Raw genomic sequence first — 16,844 nt, forward strand, 5'->3', positions numbered from 1 at the left:
CCGGAATCAACTGCTGCCTTTCATTTAGGTAATGCTACTCAAGGGGTTTGTTTTTCAGGGTTAGGGGTGTTTTATGGTGGCTTGTGCCTGAATTTGACTCCATCCTCCGGCTCTTCCGATACGATCCTTGATTATCGGAACTAGACCTGCGGTGCACGTCCAGCTTCCTCGCGAGGAAGGAGTGACGCAGCGTTGGCGGCCCTTCGTTTTACGGAGGCTGATTCACTTGTGTTAGTTACTCGGTCATGCAACGGGCCACGGCCCGCCCATGTCCTCCGCTTGGGCGGAGGTGGCCCGGAGGGTCGGAGGTGGGCTGTGGCCTGGCGGAGGTAGCCACAGGCCTGGGATGGATGGATGCTCGCCATCCACACGAAGCTATTTCATTCCATAGGTGTTTTCAACTTAAACAACAGCCACCTTGGGGGCATTCACCCGATCAAACTTTCCTCGGAACTTAGATACGGGATTCCCGACCAAACCTAGGTTGCTAGACGTGCCCCGTCCCGATCCAACCTCCCTCGGAGCTTAGATACGGGATTGAAACCTGCGGAGCACGTTTCCACTTCTCTTTGTTCTGAGATTACTTTAACTGGTTAGGTCGCTAGACGTACCCCGTACGGCTAGTCCCGATAGATTTGCAAGAATCGTATCGGGATCGTCCCGATCAAATCTCTTGTTGAGCTTTGATACGGGATTAAAACCTGCGGGGCACGTTTTAACTTCTCTTTAGTCTATGGTTTCTCTCTCTGGTTAAGCGCTAGACGTGCCCCGCACGGCTAGTCCCGATAGAGCTGATAAGGTCGATCGGGACAGTCCTCACTCAAATGGATGGCGACTCCCAGAAGAAGATGAAACGGAATGAGAGAATCAAGGCCCAACTGTCGCAGTCCTCACTCAAATGGATGGCGACTCCCAGTAAAGGAGCATACTATTTCGGCTTTGCCATTACTGTCGCAGTCCTCACTCAAATGGATGGCGACTCCCAGTGCGATCAGTAACGACGTAACGTATTATTTCCGTGTCGCAGTCCTCACTCAAATGGATGGCGACTCCCAGCGTAAGGAGTCCAAAGGTCGGTCCTTTCAGGATAAGGTCGCAGTCCTCACTCAAATGGATGGCGACTCCCAGGAAGATTTAAGGATGCACGCCTTTTCGGCTATTATGTCGCAGTCCTCACTCAAATGGATGGCGACTCCCAGTACTAAATGTGCTGCCTTAGAGATGCAATTCATGTGTCGCAGTCCTCACTCAAATGGATGGCGACTCCCAGAGCATACGTGTGTAATATGTATTTTGTTGCAATTCAGGCAATTAAAAAATCGGGATCGGTAATAATTTTGTCAAAGAACAAAGCATTAACAGCCCACAACATGTTGGCCAGTTGTGGGTTGGAAGCGGGCCAACACAGGATGCTATCGGAATCGGCACGTCGGGTAGACTGTAAAATCTGATTCAGTGCACGTTCTAACGCCCTTATTTCGGCTTGCTTGAAAGCTGGTGCTAAAAATAGGGATTTTTGTAGCCGCCGACAAGCTTTGGCCTTTAATGTTTTGGCGATTTTGTTGCGGAGTTTATCGTCGGTAATGTCGTAGCTGATGAGGTAGTTAGTCATGGTGGAACCACATTTTGGCGACGTAGCCAATGGTGATGCAAACCATCATGGCAATGAGTACATCTTCCAACCGATAATCGTACCAGGAGCGGCGTTTAGCGGGAGGTTCGGCGGCGAAGGCATTGCGCGAGCTCAGATTGTTGGTCTCCATTTCACTCAGCGGTTCGGGATGTATGCGGTGCCTGCTGGTGGGGTACATGGCCACGGAATCCTCGTTGATCTGGTACAGCCAAAACCGTACTCCGCCGAAGCCGCCACAGGCACCGCGGCCACGATCGTCTTTGCGGGTGCCGTCCATGCAGATACAGCCTACCCGGATGCCTTTTGGGGGCGTGAGGCCGGAGCTGTAACCCACCGCGTCTTCGCCTTCCAGGTCGGAGGTGCGGAAGAATTCTTCCCAGGCTTCTTCTTCGGCGATTACTACGCTGTCTTCGCTTTCGCCATTGAAGAAGTTGTCTTCCATCTCCCGCGCCAGTTTCTCGTGGATGGCGTCCAATACTTCGCCGGTCAATTCCTGGGCGAAGCTGTCAGTTTGACAACCTAATAAACCCAGTAATAGCAAGCAATAAATCGTTCTCATAATTTCTAAATTAAATGATTCGATGAAGGGGGGTAAAGTCTTTCAAACTTTGCGCCAGTTGCTGGGCATCCAGGTCGATTTTGAAGCGGCGGCTCCGGTTCTTTCCCGCTAAGGGCATTTTTTCATCCAAGTAGCTTAACATGGTGTTTACGACGGCTGGTTTGCCCGCCGCTTGCAGGTAGAAGCCCTCTTTTTCGGTGGCATCCGTAAAGTGCCCGGTGTTGACTGTTCCGCTGGTACACAATTGCAGGGCGACGGTTTCGGCCCAGGGGCGGTACAATTCGATGACATCAAAAACCAGTGTCGGGCGTTTGTACTCATCGGCGTGCAAAACGCCCGTATAGGGATCGAGCCCAGCCTTCATCAAACTCAATTCCACTTGGGCATAGAGAAACCCGTAGAGGTAATTGAGCAGTGCGTTGAAGGGATCCAGCGCTGGTCGCCTACTGCGCAGCGAAAAGTAAAAAGGCGAAGGCAACAGCTGGGCCAGGCCCCGGAAATAGAAGCGGGAGGCCGTGCCTTCCCAACCCCGAAAAGTGGCGGCAATATCGGGGAGCAGTTCTCCCTGGTAGCGCCAATTGCTGAATTGCTCGTAGGTTCTTTGTATTCTACCCACTTCGGTGCCCAGATCAAGCATACTGTCGGCCGTGGCCCTGAGGAGTACCTCCAGCTGGCCAGCTAGTTTACGCAACAAGACCGAACGTACCCAGTTGATGCCCTGCACATCGGTACTCCACAAAGCCTGGTGTTTACGGATGGTGGCAATACTCCCAAACTGCCCACTCCATACTTGTCCGATCGGGTGTTCCAGTCGGTCCAGCAAGATGATGGGAATACTGTTTTCGATGGCCAGCCGCATGGCGTTAGCGGAAATGCTCACCCCCTGCGCCAGCATAATGATCTTCACGTCCCGTACCGGAAACGATCGATCTTCCGCCTGGCGCAAACGGAGGTGAAACATCCCGTCGCGGGTGCCAAGGAAGGCACCGTAGGAGTCGAGAAAGAGCTGCATAATATGTTATTTACTTTCGCCGCTTTTCAAGAAATCAACAAGGCCATTGTTGGTGAAGAAGGTTATTGCTCCTCAATCTTGTAAAGCCGTATGTTCAATAATCCATTTCTGGTACCGGGCCCAGACCACCAGGCCAAAGATGCCAAAGGTGATAAGGGTAAGTATCCACCAAACGATCCACTTGCCGAACAAGGCGGAGCCGGAACCCCTGAACATCATTCGTCGGCCGTCGACCATCGTATTTTTAGCTATCCAGCGTTGACGAAGTGTGGTCGCCCAAGGCAAGCCAAATCCGAGTGTAAAAAAAGTAATCAGAAAGGAAGCCAGGAGGATAAAAATGGAATTCCTCCCTTTTTCAGTAAATTCCAGGTGCTGCATTTTGTTATGTTTTATGAGTTAAAGGAAAAGCGTTGAGTTTAGCATAATAGCAATACCGCATTTCTGGTGGCAGAAATGACAGTTTTGTTTTTGTCGCGGCTTGCGACTGGTATGGTGGGGACTAAAGGGGTGTTGGGGTTTTAGTGGGGACGTGATTGAATTTGACAACGTTTAGTTGTCTTGGAAAAGAGAGAAGATTTATAATCTATTGTGTTTTTTGCCTCTCTAAAACCCCAAATCCATGACTTACCCCCTTGCCAATCCCTATCCCGGACGGTAGAAATAATTGCGTGCGGAATTCCAGGTCAAAAGCAGGTCTCAGGACTTCGTGGAGGACTACAGGGTGCTGGCTGGTGAGATTTGTAATCTCAACATCAAAATGTCCTGGAATGCGCCATTGGATACCTTTAGCAAAGCTGATGAGGTGGCCGGGGATGAGGCGGGTGAGGAGGGCTGTTTTATCAATCAGCAGCGGCGTAGATTGCCACTGTTTTAGGTTTTCGGAATTGAAGGGTAAATAATTATAAATGCGATAAGTGTGGAATTCCGTATCCCGCTTTAACTCATGGGTGTTGACCTGAAAATTGGTCATGCTGAGCGGTGTTGTGTGCTCTTTCCATTGGATGTTCCAAATGCTTGAAGCAACTGTACTTTGTACGGCTGGTACGGCATCTTGTAAGGCAACAAAGCTCGCGCAATCATTATCACAGCGGTATTGAATAAGTGGGTAACGGTACAGTACTTTCCCATCTCCATCTCGATGATTGTGGAAAAAATCAACGTCCCAACCCACCATCTCGCACCAGGCTCCTCGCCACCGACTAATGTCGCGAAATTTCAAAGGCAAGCCAAAGGTGGTGGTCAGCAGCTGGATTTTCATTTTCAGGATTTGATTTACCCGTTGAAGTATTTAATGAAACTCAGCATTTCCTGGAGCCGGGCATAAACCGAGAATGGGGAATTACAGAAGTAAGCCTTGTCTTCGTAGTCATTAAGCAATTGATTACGGCCTGTTCCAAACCAGAGCAAATAGGCGGGGTGGTTTTCTAAGTAATCCTTTAAAATATCATCGTTCTCAAAGCTCTTGGCATCGAAGAAGATGATTTCGAAGTGATCGGTTGCTCCCGTGGTGTTTCCATTCCATTTCGCATTTGGAAAGTAGTCACTCGGAAAAAGCTGCTTTTTGATGTAATCTACTCTTTGCTCAGAGCAAACTAGTAGAATGTGTTCGAAATGCTTGTCGAGTACGTAAGTCTCTGCGGCTATTTCTTCTTCAGAAAGTTTGTTGATAAAGCTTGAACAGATTTCAGCAATTCCTGATATTCAATGTTTAGCTCTTTGCGAGAGACGGTCCCTTCTATTTCTGCATCGACATGCCTCTTCATTCTAGCCTGTAACAAGTCCAAGGTGTCTCGTTCGTTCGTTGCAGAGGACTTAAGGTAGGTCGGCAGCAATTGCAGCGCCTTTCCAGGAGAAGAGACATTCGCCTTTTTCAGGGATTCAATGATTTCGTTAAAAGTCATGAGTCGTATCGTTGGTGGAGAAGCTTTCCTCTACGAAGAAGGCAGCATTTTCCTCTTGAGGAAGTGATCTGTTTTGAGGTCTTTTTTTACGGTAAGGAAATTGTCTTCCGAAACCATGACTTACGCCTTTTCCGAAGGCTAGGCCAGGTGGTAGAAAAATATTGGCATCAAAATGCACATCAAATGCTACCCGACCAGCACCGTGCAAACTTAGCTTGCGTGTTTTTTTGAGGTGCTGAATATTTACTTCCAGGCGTTCGGGTAATTGATAACCTAGCCCCTTACAAAGGGCCAAAAGCTGGTTAGCTAGGAGTTTTTCTAGGATCTGTATGCGTGCTACTAGATTGGGGGCTTTTTGCCATAACTTGTAGTTGTCTTCGTTGAGTGCCAGCCAATCTTCAACCAAATAGAGCTTGGGTGTTTCCAGCATCGCAAAATGAGCCTCCCTCATTTTAAGGTCTTCGATCCGAAGCGGAAAGGTTTCTCCGTCCCAGTTCAGCTCCCATTTATTGTTGCCCAATACTCTTTGCAAGGCTTCCACGCCCTCATTAATGGCCAATATCATCGCTTTGCCACGGTACACCCGGTATTGAATGAGCGGATAGCGATAATGGTAATTATCGTCCTTGTGGTTATGAAAGAAGTCTTCGGTCCAGGCGCCCATTTCTAAAAAAGCACCTCGCCACCGACTAATTTGCTTAGGGTGAAGCGGAAGGTTAAAGACAACTTGGAGGATGCGGATGTTATTTTGTTGAGACATAAGGTTCAGATTTAGGTAATGGAGCGATGCTGTCGGGCACTGCGTTGGTATTTCAGAAGGTTCATAAGGTTACCATAGACCTGGGACAGGAAGCGGGCCGAAGATATACTCGGATTAGTCGTGTCTTTGAGAATTCCTGTTCCGTAATAAAGGATCGCCTTATCTGGATAGTCTTGTACAATGTTTTCAATGATGGTAGTATCTTCAAAGTCGTTGAAAATTAAAACGTCAAAATCATCTAAGCTGCTAGGCAATTTTTTTTGCTCGACAGTTTTCAATTTTATTTTTTCGAATCCACTGTTTCGGAGTAGTTTGTGTAGTTTTTTATCCGTTTTTCCGCTTGGGGTTAATAGTAACAGTCGGCTATTCTCTACAATTTGCTCTTCTATGGGGGTGAAGTATTTTTTCATCTCAATTTCCGCTGCTTTTATCGCGCTGTTGTAGGCAAAACGATAAAGGGAATAGCCAAAACCAATCAAAGCAAAAAATGTGATAGGTATACCCAATGCTAACGGAGCTCCATAGTCTCTTTTGAGGTTAACTTCTACCTGTTGGATTTTTAGATGCAAACCTTTAATTTCTTGGTGTAGTGCTTTAATAGCTAGCAATTGCTCTTTATCATATATACTGGTATCAACAATACTACTTTGAAGTGAACTGATACGCTGAGTCAATAAGTGAACCTCCGCAGTTTCTTTCTCAAGTGCTAGATTGAGCGAATGAGTATGAAAAAAAAACAGAATAGCGGCAAAGAGTAATAATATTACTGGGAAGAAGTATTTACTCATTGTTTTATGTTTTGGGTTTCCCTCCAGACTTCATTAGCAAGGCCAGAAAGAAAATTACATTTAAGACCATCTGTTCTCTGGATAATATTTATGTTCTTGCTTTTTAAATGACTTTTTACCACCCCTAAAATCTTCTTTGAGAACCGAAATTTTTCTGGACTAGAATTATATTGATTTCTAGCAGCTTCTTCGCTTGAGTACTTTTGTGTCAATGCGCTTATTTTATTATCCCGGGTTCTTTGCTCTTCTTGATTAATTTTATCTCGTAACTCTTCCATACCACTCTCAGACAAGCCTAAATTAGAGATGTGACTTTCCCTTAGAAAATACCCTTCAATATCGTTATATTCAGTTACAAAAACCTCTACATCACGAAAGTATTCTTTGTTGTCCTTGAACGTATCTTCAATCACAAACTGTTTGCCTACTCCATCACTATCTAAGTGAATAATAACTTTCTTGATATGCGTAATTTCTTCAAGAATAATTTTTGCCATACCTGCTGCAAAATGTGCTTTAGTTTTTCCCTTGAAAGATTTGATAAGCACTTCTGACATCCTAAACATATTACTTTCCAGCAAGCATTCAAGGCATTTACTGTCATTCCATTTTTCATCTTCAGTAAGCACCAGTATCCTTTTCCCAGCTAGATCGGGAAGTAATTCTTTCTTGAACACCAGCCGTTCTCGCTCATCATAGAATCCTTCAGGAAAAGGGGTATTTAATTCTCCCTTCTCAATAATACTGATTTCCTTTTCTAACCGGCCCTCTTTCAAGTAAAGAATTCCCACTTTGTCGATTTTTCCACCCTCTGCCTGTAAGGCCCGAATAAAATATTCGGAATGCGTTTCTAAGATAAATTGAACTCCCTGGTCAATGGCCTGCAAAAAAAACGGAGCTAACTTAGATTGTAAGCTAGGATGAAGGTTAGTTCCGGGTTCTTCGACATTAATTAGACCACCAGTTTTTATGTGCAACGCAGTTTGCAGAAGGATAGGCATCAACTGAGTGATACCGAAACCCAAATCTGCCAAGTGCCTTTGTTTGCCATCTTTAGTCGTTACGATAGCCTTTAAAGACGAACCATCAATAATTTTTACATTGAAATCAATACCAATATCGAAAGCATCTTTCTGAAATTGTTGCATAAGAAACTGATACTCCTTTTCGGCTTTATAGTTTTCATTTGCCTGAACAAAACGATGCCAGTCCATTAGTGATATTTCCAAATCCGTTCGATTCTTACTATGGTTATAAATCCGTTCCTGAATGCCTCGGGAAGCAGAAAAATGAGTCAGTTTTAAACTACCAACTAGTGTTAAAATTAGCGGATTAAGCCATTCTGTCAAGTGATCAAAAATAATATTATCTAAATAGGGAGAAATCAAGACATCTGCGATCTTACTATCACTATCTCGAAAGACTTTCTCAAGATCTTTTTTGTCTATTGAATCAACTTCCTCACTAATCAGTGATTGAAGTGTTTTGTCAATAAAACTTTCATTAGCTTCTCCCCGCAGATATTCTTTTAAACGCCACTTATCACTCAGCAATAAAAGTTCGGATATATTTAAACTACTATTAAATATTATCTTACCATTATTAATTTCAATTTTATCTGACTCATTGTTATTTGACACTAACAATCTTTTTAGCTCCTTTGCAAAGGCACTGTCAATCCACCGAACTATCAGATCACTTAAATATGTGACTCGATCTTGAACGCTAGACAGCCCATAACTCTCCTTTATTTTTTTGTATTCATCGTGCTCTTCCATATTTCTATCCTGCTGCTGCTGCTGCTCCTGTTTCGGATTCTGAAACAAGCGTGTTTCGGAACTTTCTAGTGCTTTGAGGTTGTCAACTGCAATTTTGAGTTGGTTCTCTAGATCATTTTTCTGTTTTGGAAGCTCTTGATATTTTGACGGTTCAAATTTTTCTTTTTCTTTCAATAAGAAGTTACTTTCTTTCTGCAATTTCGACAATCTATCTTGGGCTAATCCATATTCTTTTTGCAAATTGTTAGATTGCTTTTCTTCTGAAAGTATACCCTGTAATGAATTGACTTTTTTCTCTTCATCCTTTATGTTCCTTTTAACATCACTTATTCGCGTTTCTATTTGTGATTTTTTTTCCTCTAACTCAACTTTTGCTGATAGTAGTGTTTCCAGTTCGCTTATCTCTTCTGTTATCTTTTCTATTTCTTGTTTTAAACGTTCTATTTCTTCTTTCTCTTTTTTACTTTCTAATTCAATACTCGAATTATCTTCCTGAAATTTATCATCGGAAAATTCTTCCTGATCTTCATCTTCAAGATGACTAAATTGTTCCTCACTCGACAATATTAGTTCTACGGCATTATTTACATCTCTGTCTTGAATTTTATTTGCAACCCAAGACTTTAACCTATCCTTACGTAACTTCAGAAGTGCAGTGTTATCCCCTAGGAGATCGATAATCCACTGACTACCAAAAGTTACTTCTACCATACCGCTATCAGCCCGATAAGTTAATAGTGGTTCCCTGTTCACTTCATTATTTTCACTCTCGCTTAAAGGGGTTATTTCTACTCCTGCCAGGGTAACTCGTTTTACTTGGTTCTCGGGTTCTCCTGCTTCTCCTTTAAAACGATATTCTACTTTCCACCTTTTTATAGAATTCCAAAAATCATTTCCTCTTTCCGTAGTATTTTCTATCTGGTGAAAGGAATCTCCATTTTCCTTCTCTACTTCCATTCTCTCTTCAGGAGTACCTTTGCTAGCCTTCTTTTTTTCTTTTATAAAGGAAAAGCATTGATTAAAAACAATTTCAGCATCAGGATCATTGGCGACCGATATAAAACTACCCAGTTGGTGCTTTGCACCTTCATCAAATTCCAAATGGCTTAACCCGTTTTTTTCATAGTTATCACGCAATAGTAATAATGATTTCATCACAGAACTCTTCCCAGCACTGTTAGGACCAATAAGAATAGTAAGCGGCTTAAGGGGCAGCGTAATTTGCTTAAACGAGCGAAAGTTTTCAAAGCCAAGTTCGGTTAAATGCAGGTTAGAGCGTTTCATAAGAAGCTATACTTTACTCAATTTTACAAATCCCAAAGGTTCTCCTCCCAGCGCAAGCTTCCGGGTTTTAGGAGTAGGTATGCCATCGGGGTAAGCACGTTTCTGGACAGCCTCCCGTAACTTATACCAAGTTTTATCGTCTACCAAATCCGGGTTTTTAGCCCAGCCGCCAGTCATAAACTGCCAACCAGATGCTGCACCTACTCGTAGGACGCAGCTCTGTTCTGTTTGAGCTTGTAGGATGGCTCGCTTGATTTCCTGAAGATGATCCATATAGTCGCCAATAACGATAGGGTTGCCTTCTTCTGCCCAAAACTTCAGTTCTTCTTCGATAAGTCCTAACGTATGATCATTGATTAACCCCGACAATAAGTTCCAATCTGTGTATTTGGCATTTGATTTGATTTTTTCTGCTTTGTACTTAGCGTCTCGTTGATTCTTTACGTAATCGATCAAATCAGTAGGAACCTGTAGCCTACCTTCACTGGTTTGTCCTGAGGGAATACATTCCAAGTAGGTAGTTTCTCTTTTTTTGACTCCCCACCCGTCTCGGTAATCATTGATAATTTCCAACGTGCGGCATTCGGTAACAGCGGGAAAATAGAAATCTGACAGTCGAAAAAGACGCATAAAATCTTTATTTGCGTCCAAATCGTACCCTCCACGAAAACGATTCTCCTGATCTTTTTGGCCGAAGATCGCGGCGTTGATACGACGATCTGAAAAGTAAGTACGCCCCCTTCTGTTTTCTTGCAACTGGCGTCCGCCCTCCGTCAGAGATGGTCGCTGCTTAAGCAAATAATTGAATAAGACGGTACGAACGCTGCCCTTAAGGGAAGAGCCCGGAATAGTAGGTCTGGTCGGATTAGCCAAGTGCAGTTGTTCTTTCAATTCGCCACTTCTTGGTTGATGTCCATTAATTTTAACCAATCGACTGGATACCTCTTCAGCGGACATACCCTTAAGTAAATGAGCTGTTAAGGGTTCTCCTTTTTCAATCGTACTTACCCATTGCCCCAGCCGGTCTTCACCAATTAAGTCAAAAATTTTGCGTTCGTCAATTACGGCGAGTTCTTCATCAAAGGGGATGTAATCAATTTGGGCAGCCAACTTATTTCCTGTACCTACATGTACTGGGCTTAACGTTTGTAAAATCAGATTTAGCTTACTCATGGGCTTGACTTAGAGAGGTAGGAAAAGTGCTTGGCCATCACGCCAAACAGGATGATCAACGATAGGAATACCCGCCTTGGTCAAGGCGTCAGAATCGGGGCGTAAATCGCCAAGTCTTCCCTCCAAAGAGTGTTGGTTGGAAAATACACTGCCTTCCGTAACCATATAAACAGAGCGTTTACGAATACTCAAATGGTTATCATTTGCAGGCTGGGCCATATAGCCCCCTCTACGCTGTAGCTGGTAAGCGGCTCCTTCTTCCGCAAGAGCTAGCGCTTCATTTTGACGAGGCCAGTACAGTGACAAATTCATTTGCCGGGTAGCAGAAGGTGGAAGTTCTAAGGGATAATTGTCTATAATCTTAGGAGAGAAACTCCCGCCTCCTGTACTGCGATCCGTCCCCAATCCTTCTTCTCCAAGCAGCTCCCAGGCTGCTTTCACTTGTGCGACCAAAGTCTCGTCTCTAATATCCATGAGGACGTATAAACCAGCACCCTCGCTGAAGTGCAATTGATCTACCCCGAAAGGCAAAGCATCCTCACCTTCTGGCTGTACCATCACTTGCTGCTTCATGGCCGTTTTAGTCATTTCCTCTGAAACTATGGTGCCCTTCAATAGATATTTACCTGCCAGCAAATATTTATTACTATATTTTTTTTCAATTTGGGCCATGATCCGTTCGCACTCCTCTATCATTTCTTTGCTCTGGTTCTGACGTTTAAGTTCTTTGATGCACTCCTGGTACTTTGTTTTATCCTCTTCTTTAACCTGTTCAACCGTAATCTTTTCTCGCAATAAATCTCGTAATGTAGAATGTTCTATGAACTCGATATTATGCCTTTCTTTCTCAGCTTTGCTCCCAAAATCTTCGGACATTATTAGTTGTTCCGCCAGATTTAATGCTGGACGTGGAAAAAAATAATCGATCCCGTGTCGGTGCTCGTAATAAGGAAAAGCGGAAGACAATCGAAAACCGTCAAAAAAGGCAGCCCCCTCATTTCCCTTTTCCACATTTTTCATGCCAACAGTATCCTTGCCGTACAACTTAAGAGCTGATACAAAAAGGGCGGACTTGAGAGTATCCGAATGGAGTCGTAGCTGTGAACGATCGTAGTTCCCTTCTTTTCCACTCGATAAGTGAAAGCCATTCTCGAAGCGAAGCCTAACTAAGGTATATGAGATTGATGGCTTCATAAGCTGGGAGGTATTAATCCGTTCAAGCGGTTTCCAAAGTTAGTTAGATCAATTTTTTCAGCATTATCATTACCTTGGTAGAAGGCAGTAGTACGCTCCTCAATGTTGGTAACGGCAAATTTTACGTGTCCGCTACCGCGTGAACCAGCCCCGCCCAAATAGTCGTCCTGGACTAACCGGAGTGCTTGAAAAACGGTATCCAATAAAATATTTTCCTGATCAACTTCTTCTTCAAAAACATTTAGAACCATTGACCCTTTGAAGGTAGTACCCGCCGCGATGCGTTCCATCTGGCGTGGCATGGCTGCTGAGGTGATACGGTCGATTACTGTCTCCGTTTTTATCTCAACCAAATCTCTTTCCTGGTCTACTGTATCCGATAAAACCATATCCCGAACAATCAAGCGCGAAGGTTGCTGAGTTTTGTGTTTGAAATTATCCAAATCTTTAATGGGTTTACCTGCGTTATCATATTCTTGATGTTGCGTGTAACCAAAAAGCTGAGCGGATAATGTACTTGCATCCTGGGTCGGTCCGGTTTGGATATCGCGGCTCATCCGTCTTCCTAAAGTACCATTACTTAGTTCTATCAACGAACGCATTTTTCCTTTCAGCGAACTTCCTGGAATATATGGTAAACGGGTAATAGGATGTCGTATGATACTGTTATCGATTCCTCCGATATTCATATCACTATTCGTTCCTCCGATGTGCAAACCGGTAAGTATTTTGACCTCTATTTCGATTACGACTTTCTTATTAAGTCGAAGGGTATCAATGTTTTTACTCATTTTTTCTTTTTTGTCAATTCAAGAAATCTTGCTTATGCAAAATAAATTTATCAATCGCGGCCGCCATGAACTTTATGGTAAGCGAGAATGGATTCAAAAAAATCGACAAAATTGAAAAAAATTCTATCCACCTCGCTCTCTTTGATTTGATCTTCTTTCATTTTATCGGTTACAGCAATGTGAGCTCTTTCCAGCACTTCCTGTAATGACTTAGTACCGTGCGTACCTGCGCGCTTTGCGGCATAGGCCATTTTAGGTCTGAGCATCAAAAAGTCTTTCTTATTCCCTACTAAACTTCCTTCGGGCAGACTTACTCGACTGGCAATTCTTTTCACTTCACTAAAAATTATTCGAATTTGACTTGTAGTCAACCTATTATCTACTAATTCTTTAGCAAATTTATCCGTGAAAGCGATTGTCTCGTCTTCGAAATCCGTTTGTATCCATCCATCGATTCTTTTCAATGCATCGGGAGTTGCTACAGTAGCAGATTCACGTTTTTTATTGTTATAAGGCATCGTTTCGGTTATTATGTTCTTGATTTAAAATAGCACTTTCCGTACGCCGATCTAGTTCGGCCAATCTTGCTGTGAGCGCAAGTAGGGATAGAGGGGTGTGGTGTAATGAAGACGTCAATCTCCGATCCCAAATATTTCCTACCAGTACAAATTGCTTAATCAGCTCAAGGAAGGTTTTTTCCGCATATTGCGACCTCTTCGATAAACGACTTTGTAGTTGCCCAAGTGCATAGGATGCCTGCCAGTGCCAGGCAAATTTGTTATGGCTGATTATACCACTTTCAAGTTCGCGCAATGTGTACAAATTACGCAGTATGCTTATTGGTATTCCATCAGGATTATGCTTTCCGCGTAATTGAGTTTTGAGCTTAAGAAATAATTGCTCTAACAAGGCGAATTCATCCGTCCAGGTATCATCAGTACAGGTGTCATCCTGCTTTTGCACTTCGCTCCAGCGAAGAGTATTTCCTAAAACAGTGAAGGCGTTTTTTTCATGATCCTTTTTTTCTATTGATCCTTTTGATGTTTTGCTGGAAGTCGTTATTGTGTAATCCTTACTCTGTTTTTCTGCTTTACCCGCTATATCTGCGGCCTTCATCACGGGATACTTATGCGTGACTACTACCATTCCTCCGGATATGCTGATAGCCGGATTAAACCCGGTCCATCTAGCAAAATCGCGATTAATTGATCTGGCAAAGTGATAGATTTTATCCCAGCGACCGATTACAAACAAATCATCCCCACCGGCGTAGATAATCTGTGTTGTGTCATAACGATAGTCCTGCACCCACAACTTGTTGAGATAGCCCTTGAAGAAATAATCCATGTTTCTACTTAGGGTAGCGTGATTGGCAAGGCAAGTTTGACTAACTGGTACTCCCTCCCTAAATAAACGTCCGAGGTTGTCGACATCCATGCGTAGTACACCTAGCCGTTTAAAATCCAACTCCGACTTTACGTAATCTTCACCCCCGTATTCCAAACGGTCCTTTTCCACGTTACCCGCCATCTCTGAAAAGGTCTTAGGTACGACTAAGTAAGCTGAATTTGGATGCAAGGGTAGAAGTGTCGTAGGGCCTTCGTTTCCACCGTAGAGATGAAACTGAAATTTCCATTTTGGTGGAATTTTCCACTCAGGAAGCGAGAACTCATTGATTTGCAAAATCGTTAATGGGATGCTTCTGAGTTGCTCGAAATGCTCGTCTAAATCAGCAGATGTTAATAAATAATTATAGATTTCTAGCTTACCAACCCTAGTATGAACGGGCATCCAACGAGGAATATATATCCTACCAAGTTCATCTACCTGTTTCGTAGTCTTGATCCAATAGTTAAACCCTTTCAAGCGTTGTCCGAGTATTACTTGAGTAGCAGAATTATAAGAAATCAAGTTTTTCCCGCTTGCAATTTCCTCTTTAGATGCTCCCCGAATATCTTCGATATTATTGGGGTCGAAATAGCACGCTCTTTCTTTTCTCACATCATCTGTGAGTTCTTGAACAGGAATTTCTTCACCGGTTATTACATCACGAGGACTTATACCTCCTTTTTCTACCTCTTCAGGATCAAACAAAGTCGAATATTCCTCTACCTGCTTTTTGAAGGGCTGCTGCTTTTTCTTCCTTTGCTGACTTCCAATTTCACTAAACATCTCTCTCAAGGTGTCACCTCTTCCAAAGACTGTAGTGCCAAAAGCAAAAGTGATCGTAGTTTTATGCTGTTCGAATAATGCTTTACTGATCTCTTCTTCAAACTGTCTGATCTTTTCTCTTACTTCCTCAGTATTCGGCACAATAAGAAGAAAGTTTCCACCCGAATCATACACAATGTTTCCCTGATATAAATCTAATCTATCAAGTAAGTCCTCAATAATATTATTGACCAGTATATAAAGATAAAAGGACCGCCCCTTTAAATTACGAGAAGCGTTTTTACTAACAATATCGTACAAAAATTTCTGGATACCAGAAACATCACCACCCAGCATGAGCACCTTGTTGTTGACTTTATCACCACCCTTAGCGAGCGCTATAACAACTCCTGCTCGCAGACGGGCAAGATCATAGTAGCAAACAGTATCACGTTCTATGTAATCACAGGGAATTGTTGCCGTATACTTATGGAGCAGTTGAAGTACCATCTCACCTCCATATTTATCTGCCATTTCAGCGAACGGAGCAGCTGCTTTGATGAACTCGGCCCATAGCTCATCAAATGGTTGTGCCTCCACATCTTTGATCGGAAAAAAATCGTCATTTAATAGCATTTCTGCCGGTTGAAACCAATAGTTAGCCTTCGGCGGGTCATACTTAGGAAGTCGCAATAAAGAAAAAATAGATCGTAGTGCAGTAACTTTTTCACTTCGCTCTAATTCAGTTCCTAACACCATCCTGTTAGCCAAACGACAAAGCTCAGGCCAATCAGCTGGTATTTCTTGCGAACCCAACAATTCCTGCTTTACCATAGCTGGTGCATCATACAACAATGCAAATAAATACAAGCGATCCAACGATAGTGAATCAGACATCCAGTAAATAATTTAGGAGCCAGCTTTGCTAAAAGCAAATCAGCAAGTAATTTAATAACAATCGGCAACCTCCCAGGTAAGGCCAAAATAAGAGTGGAAAAGCGATAGAGTAACCGCTTGTACTCAAATGTAAAGCATAAAATCAAAAAAAACAAACGAAAGAAAGAATAATACCGAATTAAGTGCCGTTTTGAAAAAGATTAGTAAAAAGTACTAATTAGTGATGACATTTTAATTGGCTTGCAACCACTAGGTAATATACATAAGGCTATGGCACTCACGTGATCCATAACCCTGCTTCGACTTCGGTCGTAGCTACAATACCCCTCACGGGGCCATTGCCATTATGGATACTTCATTGATATTGCTTACGTCTAGCGTAGCTTTAGATCGATTTTATCATCGCTTACACATGAAAGCTTATCGTCTGTTACTCAAACCTCACGAATCTCATTTGGAAGACGCTTTGCACAGTGCTGTACAAGATGGTATTCTTATTTTTCTGGATAAGCTAAGTAGTATGACAGACACTATTGAATACCCGGAAGCATTTGCTTTTGAAATCATCAAGCGTAACTATTGGGATAAGCGACGTAAGGCTATGCGTTGTCTAAATGAAAATCTGTTATGTTTGATCACATTTCGTGATCGTCAACGTTATCTTAATGCTGAAGTACTTTTTGATTCTTTACCTGAACCGCAGCTTTTACATTGGTTCCATCAACTTTCTCCGCGTGACCAAAGAATCCTGAATCTTCGCTGTCAGGGCTACCAAGATGACGAAGTAGCGGCTCAATTAGGCCTTAGCTATGGAGGAGTGCGAAATATTTTCTCAAGACTTTTAACTCAAGCAAGAGAATTAGTCAAAAGAGCATAAGTCCAAAATTATTATAATGAATATTCTAAAAACATCTAACGATTTT

At 43.0% G+C, this 16,844-nt stretch carries 15 protein-coding genes and 1 CRISPR repeat array; of the genes, 1 reads left to right on the top strand and 14 read right to left on the bottom strand.

The features are described 5' to 3' along the window. Positions 1–806 precede the first annotated feature (806 nt). Positions 807–1,270: direct repeats of the CRISPR family, unit length 32 nt; unit sequence CAGTCCTCACTCAAATGGATGGCGACTCCCAG. A 33-nt stretch (positions 1,271–1,303) separates the two neighbouring features. The 14 genes from cas2 to AB0L18_RS19720 form a co-directional block, all read right to left on the bottom strand. Then, a complete protein-coding gene (gene cas2, locus AB0L18_RS19655) occupies positions 1,304–1,612 on the bottom strand; it encodes a CRISPR-associated endonuclease Cas2 (RefSeq protein ID WP_367389024.1) in 309 nt (102 codons plus the stop codon). Then, positions 1,605–2,192, bottom strand: a complete 588-nt coding sequence (locus tag AB0L18_RS19660; RefSeq protein WP_367389025.1) for a hypothetical protein — start codon at positions 2,190–2,192, stop codon at positions 1,605–1,607. Before AB0L18_RS19660 ends, cas2 begins: the two co-directional genes overlap by 8 nt. Positions 2,193–2,202: 10 nt before the next feature. Continuing rightward, complete coding sequence (gene cas1, locus AB0L18_RS19665) at positions 2,203–3,204, bottom strand: CRISPR-associated endonuclease Cas1 (protein WP_367389026.1); 1,002 nt, start codon at positions 3,202–3,204, stop codon at positions 2,203–2,205. A 72-nt stretch (positions 3,205–3,276) separates the two neighbouring features. Then, on the bottom strand, positions 3,277–3,582 hold the full coding sequence (locus AB0L18_RS19670) for a hypothetical protein (RefSeq protein ID WP_367389027.1): 306 nt from the start codon (positions 3,580–3,582) through the stop codon (positions 3,277–3,279). A gap of 205 nt (positions 3,583–3,787) precedes the next feature. After that, positions 3,788–4,462 (bottom strand): CRISPR-associated endonuclease Cas6, encoded by a 675-nt coding sequence (locus AB0L18_RS19675; protein ID WP_367389028.1) that lies wholly within the window; start codon positions 4,460–4,462, stop codon positions 3,788–3,790. A gap of 382 nt (positions 4,463–4,844) precedes the next feature. Continuing rightward, on the bottom strand, positions 4,845–5,105 hold the full coding sequence (locus AB0L18_RS19680; protein ID WP_367389029.1) for a hypothetical protein: 261 nt from the start codon (positions 5,103–5,105) through the stop codon (positions 4,845–4,847). Further along, the gene (locus AB0L18_RS19685; RefSeq protein WP_367389030.1) at positions 5,095–5,865 is read right to left on the bottom strand and encodes a CRISPR-associated endonuclease Cas6; all 771 of its coding nucleotides are present in this window, start codon (positions 5,863–5,865) and stop codon (positions 5,095–5,097) included. The genes AB0L18_RS19680 and AB0L18_RS19685 overlap by 11 nt, the downstream gene beginning before the upstream one ends. Positions 5,866–5,876: 11 nt before the next feature. After that, on the bottom strand, positions 5,877–6,653 hold the full coding sequence (locus AB0L18_RS19690) for an NARF domain-containing protein (protein WP_367389031.1): 777 nt from the start codon (positions 6,651–6,653) through the stop codon (positions 5,877–5,879). Then, positions 6,650–9,715 carry an AAA family ATPase gene (locus tag AB0L18_RS19695; RefSeq protein ID WP_367389032.1) on the bottom strand — a complete coding sequence of 1,022 codons (3,066 nt, stop codon included), beginning with the start codon at positions 9,713–9,715 and terminating at the stop codon, positions 6,650–6,652. Before AB0L18_RS19695 ends, AB0L18_RS19690 begins: the two co-directional genes overlap by 4 nt. A gap of 6 nt (positions 9,716–9,721) precedes the next feature. After that, entirely contained in the window at positions 9,722–10,888 is a 1,167-nt protein-coding gene (gene csm5, locus AB0L18_RS19700) for a type III-A CRISPR-associated RAMP protein Csm5 (RefSeq protein WP_367389033.1), read from the bottom strand. A 9-nt stretch (positions 10,889–10,897) separates the two neighbouring features. Beyond that, a complete protein-coding gene (csm4, locus tag AB0L18_RS19705; protein ID WP_367389034.1) occupies positions 10,898–12,082 on the bottom strand; it encodes a type III-A CRISPR-associated RAMP protein Csm4 in 1,185 nt (394 codons plus the stop codon). After that, a complete protein-coding gene (gene csm3 / locus AB0L18_RS19710) occupies positions 12,079–12,873 on the bottom strand; it encodes a type III-A CRISPR-associated RAMP protein Csm3 (protein ID WP_367389035.1) in 795 nt (264 codons plus the stop codon). Before csm3 ends, csm4 begins: the two co-directional genes overlap by 4 nt. Before the next feature lie 50 nt (positions 12,874–12,923). Then, positions 12,924–13,391, bottom strand: coding sequence for a type III-A CRISPR-associated protein Csm2 (csm2, locus tag AB0L18_RS19715; protein WP_367389036.1), 468 nt, complete (start codon positions 13,389–13,391; stop codon positions 12,924–12,926). After that, positions 13,381–15,921 (bottom strand): hypothetical protein, encoded by a 2,541-nt coding sequence (locus AB0L18_RS19720; protein ID WP_367389037.1) that lies wholly within the window; start codon positions 15,919–15,921, stop codon positions 13,381–13,383. The genes csm2 and AB0L18_RS19720 overlap by 11 nt, the downstream gene beginning before the upstream one ends. A gap of 412 nt (positions 15,922–16,333) precedes the next feature. On the opposite strand from AB0L18_RS19720, the gene AB0L18_RS19725 reads away from it, so the two are divergent. Further along, positions 16,334–16,798, top strand: coding sequence for an RNA polymerase sigma factor (locus tag AB0L18_RS19725; RefSeq protein ID WP_367389038.1), 465 nt, complete (start codon positions 16,334–16,336; stop codon positions 16,796–16,798). Positions 16,799–16,844: the final 46 nt, after the last annotated feature.

It is taken from the genome of Lewinella sp. LCG006 (assembly GCF_040784935.1).
Taxonomy (GTDB): Bacteria; Bacteroidota; Bacteroidia; order Chitinophagales; family Saprospiraceae; genus Lewinella.

Coding starts and splice junctions, on each gene's coding strand:
- cas2 (WP_367389024.1), bottom strand. CDS start 1,612: ATGACTAACTACCTCATCAGCTACGACATTACCGACGATAAACTCCGC.
- AB0L18_RS19660 (WP_367389025.1), bottom strand. CDS start 2,192: ATGAGAACGATTTATTGCTTGCTATTACTGGGTTTATTAGGTTGTCAA.
- cas1 (WP_367389026.1), bottom strand. CDS start 3,204: ATGCAGCTCTTTCTCGACTCCTACGGTGCCTTCCTTGGCACCCGCGAC.
- AB0L18_RS19670 (WP_367389027.1), bottom strand. CDS start 3,582: ATGCAGCACCTGGAATTTACTGAAAAAGGGAGGAATTCCATTTTTATC.
- AB0L18_RS19675 (WP_367389028.1), bottom strand. CDS start 4,462: ATGAAAATCCAGCTGCTGACCACCACCTTTGGCTTGCCTTTGAAATTT.
- AB0L18_RS19680 (WP_367389029.1), bottom strand. CDS start 5,105: ATGACTTTTAACGAAATCATTGAATCCCTGAAAAAGGCGAATGTCTCT.
- AB0L18_RS19685 (WP_367389030.1), bottom strand. CDS start 5,865: ATGTCTCAACAAAATAACATCCGCATCCTCCAAGTTGTCTTTAACCTT.
- AB0L18_RS19690 (WP_367389031.1), bottom strand. CDS start 6,653: ATGAGTAAATACTTCTTCCCAGTAATATTATTACTCTTTGCCGCTATT.
- AB0L18_RS19695 (WP_367389032.1), bottom strand. CDS start 9,715: ATGAAACGCTCTAACCTGCATTTAACCGAACTTGGCTTTGAAAACTTT.
- csm5 (WP_367389033.1), bottom strand. CDS start 10,888: ATGAGTAAGCTAAATCTGATTTTACAAACGTTAAGCCCAGTACATGTA.
- csm4 (WP_367389034.1), bottom strand. CDS start 12,082: ATGAAGCCATCAATCTCATATACCTTAGTTAGGCTTCGCTTCGAGAAT.
- csm3 (WP_367389035.1), bottom strand. CDS start 12,873: ATGAGTAAAAACATTGATACCCTTCGACTTAATAAGAAAGTCGTAATC.
- csm2 (WP_367389036.1), bottom strand. CDS start 13,391: ATGCCTTATAACAATAAAAAACGTGAATCTGCTACTGTAGCAACTCCC.
- AB0L18_RS19720 (WP_367389037.1), bottom strand. CDS start 15,921: ATGTCTGATTCACTATCGTTGGATCGCTTGTATTTATTTGCATTGTTG.
- AB0L18_RS19725 (WP_367389038.1), top strand. CDS start 16,334: ATGAAAGCTTATCGTCTGTTACTCAAACCTCACGAATCTCATTTGGAA.